Source organism: Streptomyces sp. NPDC019890 (assembly GCF_044903445.1).
Classification (GTDB): Bacteria; Actinomycetota; Actinomycetes; order Streptomycetales; family Streptomycetaceae; genus Streptomyces.
Map to the genome: position 1 here is coordinate 320,009 of NZ_JBJDQK010000001.1, position 16,267 is coordinate 336,275.

Here is a 16,267-nt window from a genome sequence, read left to right on the forward strand (position 1 = left end):
GGTTTGCGGGAGCCCGCCGCGCGGGAGCGGTGGGCGGCCGGGCGTCAGACCACCGTGACCGGGTGCCTGACCACCGCGTCGAAGAGGTAGCCCTGGGTGTTGTGGACCGTGCGCTCCGGCTGGGTGTTGCCCGCGCAGTCAGTCGTACGGGCCAGCAGCTCGGCCGGTCCGGTGCGACGCGGGTGCCAGTCCGCCGTCCAGCGGACCCAGCTGTCCCGGCGCGGGGTGTCGCGCAGCCGCGCCCGGTGCCAGTGCGCTCCGCCGTCGGTGGAGATCTCGACATGGTTGACCGGGGCCTTGGCCGACCAGGCACGGCCCGTCAGCCGGTGCCTGACGCCCGCCGCGAGGCTCGCGCCGAGCGGCAGCTCCAGCGCGCTCTTGATGGTCTGGCGGGTGATCGGCGCGCTGCCGCCCGGCGGGTAGGCGGCGCCGAAGAGCCGGTAGAACTCAGTGGTCCAGGGCGAGGACAGCGGCGTCTCGCTGACCTCGATGTCACCGAGCCACTTGACGGAGGCGAGGCCGATCCAGGACGGGACGATGACCCGGACCGGGTAGCCGTGGTCGTACGGGAGGGGCTCGCCGTTCATCTCGTACGCGAGGATCACATCGTCGAGCGCCTTGCAGACCGGCAGCGGGCGGCGCACCCGGCCGTGGTTCACGCCGTTGCTGATGAACTCGTCGTCCAGCCCCCGGGGCATCACGTCCACGGCGGACGACGAGATCCCGGCGCGCCGCAGTACGTCGCGCAGCCGCACCCCGCGCCAGCGGGCGGCGCCGATCCCGCCGAGCGTCCACGGGGTGCCGGTGACGGTTTCGCCCTGCTGGGTGGCGTAGAAATTGCGGCCGTTGCCGGCGCATTCGACGACCGCGGTGCGGGTGACGGAGGGCAGCGAGCGGAGGTGGCCGTAGCCGAACTCGACCGGGCGGCGGCCGCTGAGTCCGCTGCCCCAGACGGTCAGCTTCCAGTCCGACTCGGCGAGTACGGGGGTGGAGGTGTGGTTGCGGACGAAGAAGTGGTCCGCGGGGGTGTGCAGCCCGGTGGAGCGCAGTGCGGTGAAGTTGGTCTCGGCGTTGGTGCCGCGGATGGTGAACAGCTCGGGCGGCAGCGGCTTGACGATGCCGGGCGCGGCAGGCGCGGGGGCGGCCGCGGCGGGTGTTGGGGCCGCGAGGTGGGCCGCGAGCGGTGCGGCGGCGAGCAGCTTCAGCAGGTCACGGCGGTCCAGGGCAGGGGACAACGCAGGTCTCCTCGACAGAAGGCGGATGCGCGGAATCGGGTCGTCGGTCTCGTCGCTGTGGGTGCGGGCGTCCTTGTCGGCGAGGACACGGTCAACAGGGACGGAGACAAGGGCACGGACACGACGGCGCGCGGCGCCAAACGGCAGCCTGAAGCGCGCAGTTGTCCATGTCGACGACCATGTGCGCGATCCTAGGCGCGCCCCGGCCGGCCGGGCACCGCCCTACGCCGAGTCGGGCGCGACCGTGGCCGAATGCGTTCCCTGCGTGGGCGCGCTCTTCACGGGGTGCCCACGTTCCATGTCCGACGGGAGCCCGGCAAGGTCCGGAAGACAGGCCTAAGGTCGTCGTTGCTGCAGCGGGAGGCGGCTCGCCCCGCGTGCCGGTCCGCTTGCCGTCTACTACCAGGAGGCGTTCTCCACCCTGCGGTACTAGTACTGCAGCGGTTCTTTTCGTGACTGTTGGGCTGAGTGAGAAGCCCTCCCCACGACCGGAACCAGTGCCGCCGTTCGCTCATCCTGTACCCCGGGTGGGCCTGCTTGCTTACCCTCTCGCGAACGCAATAGGTGGGGGTGGGGGCGCATCGCACGGCAGCCGCTGTCCACCTCCCGCCTCCCCGGTATGTGTTCCTCCCCGGCACTGCGCACTTTGAGAGGTCTTCACCATGCCCGTGGTCAGTCCCCATTTCAGCATCCTGTCCGAGGACTTCGCCGCAGACCCCTACCGCTACTCCGCACAGCTGAGGGAGCAGGCTCCCGTGCACCACGAGCCGGCGATCGACAGCTATTTCCTCTCCCGCTACCAGGACGTCAAGCGGGTACTTACCGACCATGAGGCGTTCACTACCCAGACGCTGCAGGTGCGCGCCGAGCCGGTGATGCGCGGGCCGGTCCTCGCCCAGATGACCGGGGCCGAGCACACCGCCAAGCGAAAAATCGTCGTCCGGGGTTTCACCGGCCAGGCCCTCCAGAACCAGATACGCGCCATCCACGCCAACGCCGCCGAACTCATGGCTCCCTTCCTTTCCCGAGGCCGGATGGACCTCGTCAACGATTTCGGCAAGCCCCTCGCCGTCCGCGTGACCCTCGATGTCCTCGGTTTGGACAGAGAGGACTGGCGGCAGGTGGCCGCCTGGCACAGCGGGGTCGCCGAATTCATCACGAGCATGACTCTCACCCCCGAGCGCCGCCGGCACTGCATGGACTGCGCGGAGCAGCTGGAGGCCTATCTCGTACCCGTCATCGAACAGCGGCGCCGCCACCCCGGCGAGGACCTGATATCGACGCTGTGCACCGCCGAGTTCGACGGCGTCGCCATGAGCAATCGCGACGTCACCGCGCTGATCATCAACGTGTTGGCTGCCGCCACCGAGCCCGCGGACAAGACTCTCGCCCTGCTCTTCAAGCACCTGATCGACCACCCCGAGCAGATGGCGCAGGTCCGCCAGGACCCGAACCTGCTGGCCGCCGCGATCGCCGAGACCCTGCGCTTCACCCCGCCGGTCCAGCTCATTCCCCGCCAGGCGGAGGAGAACGCCGTGTTCGCGGGCACCACCGTCCCGGCAGGGGCCACCGTCTTCTGCATGATCGGCGCGGCCAACCGTGACCCCGATGCCTTCACCGCCCCGGACACCTTCGACATCCACCGCCCGGACCTGGGCACCGCCCGCTCCTTCACCGCGGCCGCCCAGCACTTGGCCTTCGGTACCGGACTCCACCAGTGCGTCGGCGCGGCCTTCGCACGCGCCGAGATCGAGACCGTCGCCGCAATGCTCCTGCCCCTGCTCGACCAGGTCCGCTACAGCCCCGGCTTCCGCTACCACGAGACCGGCCTGTACACCCGAGGCCCTGTGTCTCTGTCGCTGGACTTCACTCCGTCCACGAAGGTGGCACCGGCCACGACTGACGGCCGTCCCTGACCCGGCCTCTCCCGGGCCGGCCCGGCGTCCTGTCCTCCACGGCTCCAGCAGCCAGGACCAACTCCATGCCCCTACAACCTCGGGCTCATCAAGTGACATGGACAGGGCCTCCGTTAGGATCTCCCCGGAGTAGCGGCCCTGGAGAGGGAATCGCCCTCCGAAACGCCGGATGCGACACCTCTTCACACCCGTGCCCGGCAGAGCCTCGACCAGCCGGAGCCGGGTGGTGCACAAGGAGCTCGGACCACCGCCCTGCGTAACTCGTGCCGGTGGCTGTCGCCGCGGGGCCCGATGGGTGTCTCCGGGCATGGCTGTCCAGTGTTGGAGCAAAGGGGATGGGAGCCGCCATGGTGTCCGTGGGAGAGAGACTGAGCAAAGCGCGCGTGCGGGCCTTCATCGGCCGGGACGAGGAACTCGGGCGCTTCGAGGAGGCTTTGGCCGGCGATCCGCAGGCACCGTTCGCTTTCTACGTGTGCGGGCCGGGCGGTATCGGGAAGTCGACGCTGCTGAGGCGTCTGGCGGACCACGCTCGTGCGGCGGGTCGGCTGCTCGTCGAACTCGACGGCCGGTTCGTCAGCCGGGACCCGGCTGATTTCGAGCACGCTGCCGGTCCTTTCCTGGATGTTCCGGGCACGGTCCTGTTCGTGGACTCCTTCGAGCACTGCCAGTGGTTGGAGAGCTGGCTGTGGCACCACTTTCTGCCCCGCGCCGCGGACGACACCCTGGTCGTCCTGGCCGGACGGCGCGCTCCGCAGCCGCAGTGGACTGCCGACCCCGCCTGGTCCCGGCTCCTGCACGTGACCGAACTGGAGCCGTTCTCCGCGGAACAGGCCCGGAGCCTGCTGGTCGCGGCGCAGATCCGGCCCGAACTGCGCGACCGGGTGCTCCGCTTCGCCGGCGGCAACCCGTTGGCCCTGTCCCTCGCGGCCGCGGCAGGATCGGCGGGCTGCTCCAGGGAGGAGATCTGGGCCCCGTCGGCGGATGTCCTGCGCACACTGTTGGCGGGGTTGATCGGTGAGGTCCCCACGGCTGCCCACCGCCGCGCCCTGGAGGTGGCGGCACAGGCCCACTCGACGTCCGAGGAACTGCTCGCCGCCGTGCTTTCCGGGGAGGATGCCCATCTGCTCTTCTCCTGGCTGAGGGACCTGCCCTTCATGGAGGCCACGCATCGGGGGCTCCACCCGCACGACGCCGCACGCGAGACGCTGGCCGCCGACCTGCGCTGGCGTGCTCCCAACGCGTTCGAGACGATGCGCCAGCGCCTGGCGGACGAGTACCTGCGCATCCTGCGCGAGGCACCGGAGGAGCGGGTGTGGACCGTCACCGACGAGCTCTTCTACCTCTTCCGGGAGGGGGAGACCCTGGCCCGGCTACGCACCTGGAACCGCGAGGACGAGGTGCACGACCGCCCTCTGCACCTGGATGACATCGATGTCGTGCTGCGCATGGCCGAGGAGACCGAGGGAGCCGCCTCCGCGGAACTGGTCCGCTACTGGGCGCAGCGCCAGCCGCAGGCTTTCAGCGTCTACCGTCTCGTGAGCACGGGCCGGATCGTGGCGTTCACTGCCCGACTCGCTCTGCCGGCCCCGCCCGACCCCCAGGACCTTGCCACCGATCCTGTTGTCGCCGCCGCCTGGCGGTACACCGATGCCACCGCCCGGGTGAGCCCCGGCGAACACATCGGCATAAGCCGCTTCTCGATCTACCCCGAGCGGTACCAGGTGCCGTCGCGTGTCATCGACTTGAGCAGTTCCCGGGCCCAGGCGGAGGCCGCCCGCGCCCGCGGTCGCGCCTATGGCTTCGCCGTCTACCGGGACGCCGAGACCTGGGCCGAGCGCGTCAAGGGCACTCTCAGCGACACAGGGGCGCGCCCGCGAGTCGGTGAGCACACCTACGGGCTGTTCAGCGTCGACTGGCGTCAGGTACCCGTGGAGACCTGGCTTCTCCACTTCATATCAGCCCCCGACGTACCGGTCCCGTCCGGACCGTCGGCCGTATCGCGTACCGCGTTCGACCAGGCCGTGCGCGAAGCGTTGGCGCACTGGCGCGATCCGGGCGCCTTCGCCGCCTGTGCCCTGATGCGTACGCGTCTCGCAGCCGACTTCGGTGATCCCGTCGCGGAGTTGCGCACCCTGCTGCGCCAGGCCGTCGACGACCTCGCCCATGACCCGCGCGGAGTGCGCGCCTGCGAGGCCCTGACGGCAGGCTACTTCTCCGGTGCACCCACCCAGGAGGCCGCAGCCCGCCGCCTGGGCCTTCCGTACGGCACCTACCGTCGCCACCTGCGCCAGGGCCTGGACCTGCTCTGCGAAGCCCTGTGGCAGCAGGAGTTGCACGGCCGCTGACAGCGACCGAAGCCGCACGCTTCTGCGGATGCGGGTGGACGGGTGCGGACAGCAATGGACAGTCCCCGCCCCTGTCGGGCCTGGAAAGTGGACACAGTCCGGCACGAGCCTGTGCGCCATGAACGTTGCACGCACGCAGACGAACCAGGCAGCACGCCAAGCACGCCGGCCGGGAGCCGTGCTCGCGGCACTCGCCGCGGCGCAGTTCACCGTCATGCTCGCCACCTCGATCGTCAATGTTGCGCTTCCGCAGATCCGCGCCGGAGTCGGGCTGTCGGACGGCGGGACCACCTGGGTGGTCAACGCCTACGGCCTGGCGTTCGGGGCACTGCTCCTGGCGGGCGGGAGGGCGGCCGACCTCCTCGGCCGCCGTCGGGTGCTGATCGCCGGGCTCGCGTTGTTCGCCGCGGCTTCGCTGTCGGCGGGACTGGCCACCGCTTCGGGCGTGCTGATCGCCGCCCGCGCCGTTCAGGGCCTTGCCGCCGCCGCCATCGCCCCGGCCGCGCTCGCCCTGACGATGGACCAGTTCCCCTCCGGCCAGGGGCGTGGCAAGGCACTGGGGGTGTGGGGGGCTGTCTCCGGCGCGGGAGGAGCGGGCGGCGTCCTGCTGGGCGGTGTGCTCACCCAGGCGTGGGGCTGGACCTGGGTCTTCCACTCGGTCGCGCTCGGGGCGGCGGTGGTCCTGGCCGCGGTGGCTGCGCTCGTGCCGCGGGCGGCCGGACGGACGGCCGGGCGGTTTGACCTGCTGGGCACGGCCACCGTCACTCTCGCCCTGACCTGCCTGGTCTGGAGCCTGACCACCGCACGCGGCGCCGGCTGGACCGACGGCCGGGTGCTGGGCGCCCTCGGCGCCGCCGCCACACTGCTCGTGGCCTTCGCCGTGATCGAGCGCCGCCGTCCGAACGCACTGATACCGCCGCGTCTGTTCACTACCGGCCAGGTCGCCGCGGGCAACCTGCTGATGGCGCTGCTGGGCTCGGTGTGGATCGCCCTGTTCTTCTTCCTGCCGCTCTACCAGCAGCAGGTCCTCGGATCCAGCCCCTTGGCCACCGGAGCGGGACAACTCCCGCTCGCCGGCGCCAATATGCTCGGCGCCGCCCTGGCGCCGCGCATCTCCCGGCGCATCGGGGCCGCCGCGACCGTGACCGCGGCCCTGCTCACCGAGGCCGGGGGCCTGATGTGGCTTTCACGGATCAGCGCCCACGGCAGCTACCTCGCCAACCTCCTCGGCCCGAGCATCCTGATCGGCCTGGGCCTCAGCATCGCCTTCGTCCAGCTCACCGCGCTCGCCGTGGACGGCGTCCCACGGGAGGACGCGGGCCTGGCCGGCGGCCTGGTGAACACCACCCGCCAGGTCGGCGGCGCCGTCGGGCTCGCCGCCCTGGCCACCCTGGCCGGCTCCGTCACCGCCCACGCGTCCACCCATCAGCCCCATCTGGAAGCCCTCACCGCCGGCTACCGCGCCGTCTTCACCTTCGCCGCCGCGGTCATGGTCGCAACAGCCCTCCTCGCGCTGCTCCTCACCCGCTCCACCGGCCCGCGGACCGCAACCACCTCCACCGGCCCGGCTTCCGACCCGCAACCCGCCTGAACTTCCTGAATCCGGCTGAACCGATGGATCAGCCGCGCCACCAAAACATGTCATCCAGAGAGAGGAACCCGCAGCCGTGGTCACCATCGACGAAAGCGCCCCCGTCATCGTCCGCCTGAGCACCGAGATCAACGCCCCGCTCGCGACGGTGTGGGGGCTGCACACCGACATCGCGGCCTGGCCCACCTGGAACGCGGACATCGACCAGGCTGAGCTCAACGGCCCGCTGATGCCCGGCAGCTCCTTCACCTGGCGAACCCACGGCCTGGAGATCACCTCCACCGTGCGCGAACTGGTCCCCGACGAGCGGATCGTGTGGGGCGGCCCCGCCGCCGGCATCACCGGCATCCACGTGTGGACGTTCGAGCAGGACGGCGACCACGTCACCGTCCGCACCGAGGAGTCCTGGAGCGGCGGCCCGGTCGAAGCCGCGGCCGACCACCTCGGCAAGGCCCTCCACGACTCCCTGGAGAACTGGCTTTCCCACCTCAAGGCCCGTGCCGAACAAGCTGCCTGACAAAAAGCATCACATCCACTGAAGGAGATTCCTGCCATGACTGCTGCGAAGCCCTACCTGACCGGCCACTACACCCCGGTCGCCGACGAGGTCACCGCCACCGGACTCACCGTGGAGGGCACGCTGCCCCAGGAGCTGGACGGCCGGCTGATCCGCAACGGCCACAACCCCAAGCCCGGTGTCACCCCGACCCACTGGTTCAAGGGCAGCGGCATGGTCCACGGCATCCGCCTCCGTGAGGGCCGCGCCGAGTGGTACCGCAACCGCTGGGTGCACACCCCCGCCCTCGACGGCGCGCCCTACATGACCGAGCGCGGCCCCGACCTGACCGCCAGCGCCGCCGGCACCCACGTCATCGAGCACGCCGGACGGCTGCTCGCCCTGTGCGAGGCGAACGTCCCCTTCGAACTCACCCCGGACCTGGAGACCGTCGGCGCGTACGACTTCGACGGCACGCTGCGCAGCGCGATGACCGCGCACCCCAAGGAGGACCCGGTCACCGGGGAGTTGCACTTCTTCGGCTCCTCGCCCGTCCCGCCGTTCCTGACGTACTACGTCGCGGACGCCAAGGGCGGGATCGTCCACAGCGCCGAGATCCCGGGAGCGACCGCCTCCCTCAAGCACGATTTCGCCCTGACCCGCCGCCATGTGGTCTTCATCGAGGGCAATGTCACCTTCGACCCGGCCGAGCACTCCGGCATCCCCTACGGCTGGAGCGACGCCCAGCCCGCCCGTCTCGGCATCATGGCCCGCGGCACCGACGGCGCCCCGCAGGTCAGCTGGTTCTCCATCGAGCCCGGCAACCTGCTGCACGTCGCCAACGCCTACGAGGACGGCCAGGGCCGGATCGTCCTGGAAGGCCCCACCGTGGACCGCGAGGGCTTCCAGCTCTCCTGGAACTGGTGGGTCGGCGCCCCCGGGCGCGGTACCGAGCCCGTCGCCCGCTCCTACACCCGCCGCTGGGTGGTCGACATGGCGGCCGGTTCCGTCGACGAGCAGATCATCGACGACCTCACCGTGGAGTTCCCGACCCTCAACGAGGACTACCTGGGCTCTGAGAACCGCTACCAGTACGCCGTCTCCTTCCCCGACGAGAGGGGCTTCGGCGGCTACGGCATCGTCAAGTACGACCGCACCACCGGCGCCCGCCGCATCCACCAGGTCGGCGACGCCCGCATGCCCAGCGAAGCGGTGTTCGTCCCGGCCGCCGGAGCCACCGGCGAGGACGACGGCTACCTCCTCACCGTGACCTCGGACCTCAAGCAGGACGCCTCCCAGCTCCTCGTCCTCGACGCCTCCGGCCTCGGCCGGATCGCCACCGTCCACCTGCCCCAACGGGTAAGCGCCGGAGTCCACGGCTCCTGGATCCCCGACACCGCCCTGGAGGCCACCCAGGGCTGAGCCACTCGAAGAGGCACCTCAACTCCACCGGCGGCGTGTTTACGCAAGGCTGACTGCCCCCGGAGCCCTCACGGGACCTGCCGACCCGCTGAAGCCACTCGTGCGCCTCCGACGCCGCCGACTCGCGAGGCGCACATCGGCCAACGGCACACCGCACACCGCCGAAAGGCCTTCCCGCCAAGGCAGCCGCCGACCCGCGAGACGCTCACGGCTCCGGCACCGCCCACAGCTCCGTAAGCATCGCCGTTTCCCCTGCCCCGCCTCCTCCCGGAGCACCCCGAACAACGCCTCGAACCCGCACAGGTCGAGGCACACGACCAAGGAAGTCGACATGACAAGAAACCGGAAGACCGCCGGTTGGATCGCCGCCCTCTCCGCGCTCGTAGCCACCATCGCCGTACCGGCGCTCGCACAGACCGAGGATGCCGACCACCGGACCCCCGCCAACGGCATCGACTGGCACGCCTGCGCCGACACCGACTTCAAGCACATGCAGTGCGGATCGATCCAGGTACCGGTGGACTGGTCCCACCCCCACGACGGCAGCACCACGCTCGCCCTGGTCCGCCGCCCGGCGGATGACCGGGCCCACCGCCAGGGCACCCTGCTCCTCAACGACGGAGCCGGCGGCTCCTCCATCGAGCAGCTGCGACTGGCGATGCACATCGGCATGCCGAACTTCGCCGGCGCCATGACCCAGAAGTTCGACCTGGTCGCGGTGGACCCGCGCGGAGTGGGGCACAGCACGCCGATCCTCTGCGGCGAACCGCTCAAGCCCGCCGGAGTCAGCCACTTCCCGCAGGGCCGGGCCGCGTTCAACGCGCTCGTGTCCCACAACCGGGCCTTCGCCGAAGACTGCCTGCGCCGCAACGGCCGGCTCACCGCCCACGTCGACCAGACCAGCACTGCGCGGGACTTCGAGGCGGTCCGGATCGGGCTGGGCGAACAGCAGCTGAACTGGTACGGCATCCACTACAGCACGCTCCTCGGACGCACCTACGCCAAGCTCTACCCCGGCAGACTGCGCACCATGGTCCTCGACACCGCCCTGGACGACACCGGCTCGCCACTCTCGCGGGTCACCCAGGAGGCGGCCACCGCCGAGACGGCCTTCAACCGGTTCACCGCCTGGTGCGGCACGTCGAAGGACTGCGCCCTGCACGGCAAGGACGTCGCGGCCGAGTACGACGCCCTCGTCGCCCGTGCCGACCGCGATCCGATCCCGACCGGGGGCACGGCCCACCAGCCGCTGACCGGTGAGGACATCCGCGAGGCCACCCAGGACTACCTGACCCTGTCCGGTCTGTCCTGGCCGGAGCTGGCGAAGGTCATCGTCAAGGCCAAGGGCGGCGACGCGACGGACTTCACCCACGACCCGGACAACACCCTCGACCCCGTCCAGGTACAGGTGCCCGCCTGCCTCGACAACGCCCGCCCGGTGCACACCCTCGCCCAGCTCACCCAGCTGCGGAAGGAACTCGCCCAAGTATCCCCGCACCTCGGCGGCGCCGTGCGCTCCTACAAGGCCATCGCCGGCTGCCTCGGCTGGCCCACCCCGGCCAAGCCCGTCAAGGCGGGCGCCCCGGTCCACGGCGCACCGCCCGCACTGATCCTCCAGTCCACCCACCAGGCCCTCGCCCCGTACCGCGCGGGCGCGGCCATGGCCGCCCAACTGCCCGGCAGCGTCGTACTCGGCCACGAAGGCGACGACTACAGCATGTTCCTGGTCTCCAAGTGCGTCCAGGAGGCCACCAACCGCTACCTGACCACCCGCGTGCTGCCCGCTCCTGGCACCACCTGCGCCGACTGAGAAGCATCGCCTTGCCGAAGGTGACCGTCCGGCCGCGCGCCCGACGTCACCCAGGTCTTCGGAGCCCTCTGAGTGGTGACCTCACCGCTCAGAGGGCAGCGAGCGCTCGTGGGCGACCTGCCTGGTCATCAGGAGACCCTGCGCAATCTCTTCCTCTGGCTCTGTGAGCAGTGATCATTTGTCAGACAGAACCTAGGGGGCACCGGCGACTGGACCGTCCGCGCTCCGGGTGCGATAGGTCGCCAGCCCCCACTGCTGATCCACAATCAGTGTCAGTCCGTAGTCGGCGAAGACGGGCAGCAGCCGTTGGATCCGTGCCTTGAGTGCCCGAAGCGTCATGGGAAGGAAGGGTGTTCCCAGGAGCAGTCTCAGATGGTGGCAGCAGACGGGAGCCTGCGCTCTGGTGATCACGTCGAACAGGAGGCGCTGGCTGGCGGTACCCCCTGCCGACGCACGCGGCACCGGCATAGGCGGGCAGCGTCTCAGGTTGGCATGGATGCGCCAGGCCAGCTCTGCGGCCGGTATCTGCCGGTCGAACACATCGAACGCCCCGGCGGTGAATGCGGCTACGGCGTCCCGCCCGTCGTCCCGCAGGACGGCGACGGGGGCGATCAAAGACGCGGCCCGGACGAGCCCTGCCAGCCCCTCAGCCTCCGTCGTCGGCGCATCGAGCAGGATCATCACCGGTCTTCGTTCCAGCATGGAGGCGCAGGCTGACTCGCTTCCCCAACGCACAGCGTCGTCGAGGGCGAGACCTGCATGGCCCAGCCTCTGAGCCAGCGCCGAACTCAAGGTCTCGTCAACCGACACGAGGGTCGGCAGGTGTGCGCGGACCGGCGGGGCCGGATGGATGCGCCGTATCGTCTGGGTCTGCATCGCCTAGAGGGCGATGCCCGTGGCGGCGGTGTAGCCGATGTGCGGGCTCAACGCGGTGACCAGGCCGATGGAGTGAGCGACCGCGGCGCGCATGGCGACGGTGCCGGCTGTGATTCCCGCCGCGCAGCGCTCGGCGAGTGCGAGGCAGGTGGTCCGGAGGTGCGTGATGCTCTCCGAGAGCGAGTGGAAGATCACCGGTTCGAAGACGTTGCGCTGGAGCTGTCCGGCCTCGGCGGCCATGGTGATGGTGGCGTCGTTGCCGATGACATCGAAGGCGACCCGGCTGACTACTTCCGGGATGACCGCGTTGACCTCGCCCGGCATGATGCGGGAACCGGCCTGCCCGGCCGGGAGGCTGGTCTCGTTCAGCTCTGCGGGGGGGCCCGAGGAGAGCAGGCGCAGATCGTTGCAGTTCATGGACAGCTTGACGGCGATGCTCTTGAGCACACCGGACAGACGGACGAAGGCACCGTAGTCCTGGGTGGCTTCCACCGGGTTGCCGGCGGTCACCAGGGACAGTCGGGTGATGTCGGCCAAGTGGCGGCCGGCGGCCTCGGCGTATCCGGCGTATCCGGCGTATCCGGCGTATCCGGCGTATCCGGCGTATCCGGCGGGAGCCTGGAGCCCCGTGTCGATGGCGGTGGCTCCCAGGTTGATCTCGTGGACCGGGCCGACGGCCTCGGCCAGCCCACCCTGGCTCTCCTCCAGCATGACCGCATACACCGAGAATTCCTGGCCGAGGGTCATCGGCACGGCGTCCGCCGGCTGGGTGCGACCCATCGTGAGTACGTCGCGGAACTCCTCGGCCTTGGCGGTGAAAGCCTCACGCAGGACGGACATCGCGGCCAGCAGTTCAATCACGGCGTTGATGGTGGCGACCTTGATCGCGGTCGGGTAGGCATCGTTGGTGGAGTGACTGAGATTGACTTCCTCGCTCGGGTGCAGGCTCTCGTACTCGCCCTTGGCGTGACCGAGGATCTCCAGTGCCCGGTTGGCGATCACCTCGTTGGCGTTCATGTTCGCCGAGGTCCCAGCCCTGCCCTGGATCACGTCGACGACGAATTGACCGTGCAGGTGCCCGTTCCGGATCTCTCGGCAGGCTTCGACGATGGCCAGTGCCTTCTCCGGAGCGAGCAGGCCGAGTTCCGCGTTGGCACGGGCTGCGGCGGCCTTCACCGCCGCGAGCGCGTCAACGAGCTGAGGGTAGGCGGAAATCGGCGTTCCGGTGGTGGGGAAGTTCTCGCACGCGCGCAGGGTCCGGATGCCCCAGTACGCGCCGGCAGGCACCTCGCGGTCCCCGAGCAGGTCGTGTTCGGTGCGGTGGCCGGGGGTCATCGGTGCGGTCCTCCTCATGCCCGGGCAACCTGTCTGGCTGTCTGACAGGTTCTCGGGCGATCCTGCGGGTCATCGGGAGGCGCTGTCAAGGGTTACGACGGCACGATCGCGCCTTCTTGGAACCTGGGGCCGCGCGGTGGCTGTCGGCGCCCGTCCAGCGTGGCGGCCGCGTCCACGGGGTACCCGCGATGCATGTCCGACGCTTACGCACACACAAATCCGCAGGTCCCCTCGCGCGTGGCTGCACTGCTCAGCGGCTGGGACCGGAAGATCCTGCACGCCGTCGCCAGCCGGCACTGGCCCCTCGCCGAGCCGGTGCTGCCGCGGCTGAGCCGCAGCGCCAACCACGGGCTGCTCTGGTTCGGCACGGCTGCCGGGATGGTGGCGCTGGGGCGCAGTGTTCGCTCCCGGCGGGCCGCCGTACGGGGGGTGGCGTCCCTCGCGCTCGCCTCCGCCGTCATCAACACCGTCGGCAAGCGCTCGGTGCGCAGGGAACGGCCGCTGCTGGATGCGGTGCCGGTGATACGACAGCTGAAGCGGCAGCCGTTCACCACGTCCTTCCCGTCCGGGCACGCCGCCTCGGCGGCAGCGTTCGCCACGGGAGTCGCGCTGGAGTCGAAGCGCTGGGGCGCGATCGTCGCCCCGGTGGCCGCGTCAGTCGCCTTCTCGCGCGTCTACACGGGCGTGCACTATCCGAGCGATGTGCTGGTGGGCGCGGCGCTGGGCGTGGGTGCGGCCTTCGCGGTACGGGGCGCTGTGCCGACGAGGTCTCAGCTGCCCACGCCGGGCCGGCCGTTGGCCGACGCGCCCGCGCTGCCCGGCGGGGAAGGGCTGGTGGTCGTGGTCAACCGGCAGGCAGGCTCGGCGGATTCGGCGGCTCTCGTGCGCGGGACGATGCCGCTGGCCGAGGTCGTCGAGTGCGCGCCCGACGAGCTGTCGGCGGAGCTGGAGAAGGCGGCGGGCCGCTGCCGGGCGCTGGGCATCCTGGGCGGAGACGGCACGATCAACAAGGCGGCGACCGTCGCGGCCGCGCAAGGGATTGCGCTGGCCGTCTTCCCCGGCGGCACGCTCAACCACTTCGCGTACGACCTGGGCATCGAGGCGGTCCACGACACCTGCCGGGCCGTTGAGGGCGGCGAGGCCGTCCGGGTCGACCTGGGACGCTTCACGCCGGGCCCGGACGGCAGAAAGACGGGCCACTTCCTGAACACCTTCAGCCTGGGCGTCTATCCGGAGCTGGTGCGCATCCGCGAACGCTGGTCACCGCGGATCGGCGGCTGGCCCGCCGGGGTGCTGGCGGCGGCCCATGTGCTGCGCGGCGAGCACCCGCTGGAGGCCGAGGTCCAGGGCCGACGGCGCCCGATGTGGCTGCTGTTCGCCGGGAACGGCATCTACCAGCCGGTGGGGCCGACACCCGGCCACCGGCTGGATCTGGCGGACGGCCTGCTCGATGTCCGGGTGGTGCACGGCGGCCGCTTGCCGGGGCTGCGGCTGCTGGCCGCGGCGCTCGCCGGTCCGCTGAGCCGCTCGCCGGTGCATGCGGCGCACAAGATGCGGCAGCTGCGGATCGCCGGGCTCGCGCCGGGCACTTTGCTGGCGTACGACGGTGAAATCGCGGCGGCCCCACCGGAGTTGGTGGTGGACAAGGAGGTCGACGCGCTCACGGTCTACCGCCCGCAAGCCCTGCTCTGAGCGCTCGCAGTCCGCTGCGGACTTCCACGGAAAACCCGATCGACGGGCTCAGGCTGCTTCGCGCACCATGAGCACATGCAGATACGCCGCGCACAGACCCATGACGCAGCGGGCATCGCCGCGGTCCACGTACGGTCCCGTCAGGCGGCGTTCTCCGGTCTCGTACCGCGGGAGCATCTCGACGCGCTCGACCCCGCGCGGGAGGCGCTGACCTGGACGGGCCGGCTCACCGGGCCCCGTGGACCGGCCGTGGGAGTGCTGGTGGCCGAGACGGACGAGGGCATCGTCGCCTTCGCCGGTTTCGCACCGGCCCGCGCCCCCGGCACCGCGGAGATCGGCACACTGTACGCGTTGCCGGAGGTCTGGGGCACCGGAGTCGGCCGCCGGCTGCTGACGGCAGTCGTGCGGGAGCTCACCGATGCCGGGTGCACCCGGGCGACGCTGTGGGTGCTGGAGGCCAACGAGCGTGCCAGGCAGTTCTACGAAGCCGCGGGCTGGCGCGCGGACGGCGCAGTCGAGGTGGACACGACGGGCGGCCTCCCGCTGATCAAACTGCGCTATCAGCGGCAGCTGCTGCCCGCTTCAGCCGGGGCAGCCGCCCCGGCCTGACGTGTGTGTCCACATCCCAAGACGGGGGTCTCGTCATGCGGACTAGCGGCGTACCGTTGTCGTACCCGCTTCCGGAAAAGGAGTTCGGCCATGTCGAAGGAGACCGCCGTCTACACCCATGGGCACCACGAGTCGGTGCTGCGTTCGCACCGCTGGCGGACCGCCGCCAACTCGGCGGCGTACCTCATCGGCGAACTCCGCCCGGGACTGGACGTGTTGGACGTGGGCTGCGGGCCCGGCACCATTACTGCCGATCTGGCCGAGCTGGTCGCGCCGGGGCGGGTGACGGCCGTCGACGCCGCCGAGGACGTCCTGCGCCAGGCGCGCGGGACCGCCGCCGAACGCGGCCTGGACAGTGTCCACTTCGCGGTCGCCGACGTCCACGCACTGGACTTCCCCGACGACTCCTTCGATGTCGTCCACGCCCACCAGGTGCTCCAGCACGTCGGCGACCCGGTGCAGGCGCTGCGCGAGATGCGGCGGGTCTGCCGGCCCGGCGGCATCGTCGCGGCGCGGGACAGCGACTACGGCGCCTTCACCTGGTTCCCCGAGGTCCCGGCGCTGGACGAGTGGCAGCAGCTGTACCGGCGCGTGGCCCGCGCGAACGGCGGCGAGCCGGACGCCGGGCGCCGACTGCTGTCCTGGGCGCGCGCCGCGGGCTTCACCGACATCACCGCCTCCGCCGCCGCCTGGTGTTTCGCCACGCCTGGCGAGCGCGAGTGGTGGAGCGGTCTGTGGGCGGACCGTACAACCGCGTCGGTGTACGCGAAACTCGCGGTCGACGGCGGCCATACGACCCCCGAACACCTGTCCGCGATCGCGGACGGCTGGCGGGAATGGGGCGCCCAGGACGACGCCTGGTTCATGGTTCCGCACGGCGAAGTGCTCTGCCGCGTTTGACTCCTCCTCCTCGTAAGCGAGAGGGATTCCTAGCTCACGT

At 70.8% G+C, this 16,267-nt stretch carries 12 protein-coding genes; 9 read left to right on the forward strand and 3 right to left on the reverse strand.

What is annotated here, in order from left to right:
• Positions 1-44: 44 nt before the first annotated feature.
• On the reverse strand, positions 45-1,235 hold the full coding sequence (locus ACI2LP_RS01380; RefSeq protein ID WP_404722476.1) for a sulfite oxidase: 1,191 nt from the start codon (positions 1,233-1,235) through the stop codon (positions 45-47).
• A gap of 662 nt (positions 1,236-1,897) precedes the next feature.
• Between ACI2LP_RS01380 and ACI2LP_RS01385 the strand changes: the two genes are divergently transcribed.
• The 6 genes from ACI2LP_RS01385 (at position 1,898) to ACI2LP_RS01410 (ending at position 10,815) form a co-directional block, all read left to right on the forward strand.
• A complete protein-coding gene (locus tag ACI2LP_RS01385; protein WP_404722477.1) occupies positions 1,898-3,151 on the forward strand; it encodes a cytochrome P450, cyclodipeptide synthase-associated in 1,254 nt (417 codons plus the stop codon).
• 356 nt (positions 3,152-3,507) lie between these two features.
• Positions 3,508-5,496 (forward strand): ATP-binding protein, encoded by a 1,989-nt coding sequence (locus tag ACI2LP_RS01390; protein ID WP_404722478.1) that lies wholly within the window; start codon positions 3,508-3,510, stop codon positions 5,494-5,496.
• Positions 5,497-5,614: 118 nt separating this feature from the next.
• Positions 5,615-7,087, forward strand: coding sequence for an MFS transporter (locus ACI2LP_RS01395; RefSeq protein WP_404722479.1), 1,473 nt, complete (start codon positions 5,615-5,617; stop codon positions 7,085-7,087).
• 76 nt (positions 7,088-7,163) lie between these two features.
• Entirely contained in the window at positions 7,164-7,604 is a 441-nt protein-coding gene (locus tag ACI2LP_RS01400; protein WP_404722480.1) for an SRPBCC family protein, read from the forward strand.
• A gap of 36 nt (positions 7,605-7,640) precedes the next feature.
• A complete protein-coding gene (locus ACI2LP_RS01405) occupies positions 7,641-9,005 on the forward strand; it encodes a carotenoid oxygenase family protein (RefSeq protein ID WP_404722481.1) in 1,365 nt (454 codons plus the stop codon).
• Positions 9,006-9,336: 331 nt separating this feature from the next.
• A complete protein-coding gene (locus tag ACI2LP_RS01410; protein ID WP_404722482.1) occupies positions 9,337-10,815 on the forward strand; it encodes an alpha/beta fold hydrolase in 1,479 nt (492 codons plus the stop codon).
• Between the two features lie 192 nt (positions 10,816-11,007).
• On the opposite strand, the gene ACI2LP_RS01415 is transcribed toward ACI2LP_RS01410, so the two are convergent.
• The gene (locus ACI2LP_RS01415) at positions 11,008-11,517 is read right to left on the reverse strand and encodes a hypothetical protein (RefSeq protein ID WP_404722483.1); all 510 of its coding nucleotides are present in this window, start codon (positions 11,515-11,517) and stop codon (positions 11,008-11,010) included.
• A 177-nt stretch (positions 11,518-11,694) separates the two neighbouring features.
• Entirely contained in the window at positions 11,695-13,026 is a 1,332-nt protein-coding gene (locus ACI2LP_RS01420) for an aspartate ammonia-lyase (RefSeq protein WP_404722484.1), read from the reverse strand.
• Positions 13,027-13,218: 192 nt separating this feature from the next.
• Here ACI2LP_RS01420 and ACI2LP_RS01425 point away from each other — a divergent pair, with 192 nt between their 5' ends.
• The 3 genes from ACI2LP_RS01425 to ACI2LP_RS01435 all read left to right on the forward strand — a co-directional run bounded on the left by ACI2LP_RS01425 (position 13,219) and on the right by ACI2LP_RS01435 (position 16,227).
• Entirely contained in the window at positions 13,219-14,718 is a 1,500-nt protein-coding gene (locus ACI2LP_RS01425; RefSeq protein WP_404722485.1) for a bifunctional phosphatase PAP2/diacylglycerol kinase family protein, read from the forward strand.
• Positions 14,719-14,793: 75 nt separating this feature from the next.
• Complete coding sequence (locus ACI2LP_RS01430; RefSeq protein ID WP_404722486.1) at positions 14,794-15,327, forward strand: GNAT family N-acetyltransferase; 534 nt, start codon at positions 14,794-14,796, stop codon at positions 15,325-15,327.
• 90 nt (positions 15,328-15,417) lie between these two features.
• Complete coding sequence (locus tag ACI2LP_RS01435) at positions 15,418-16,227, forward strand: class I SAM-dependent methyltransferase (protein WP_404722487.1); 810 nt, start codon at positions 15,418-15,420, stop codon at positions 16,225-16,227.
• Positions 16,228-16,267: the final 40 nt, after the last annotated feature.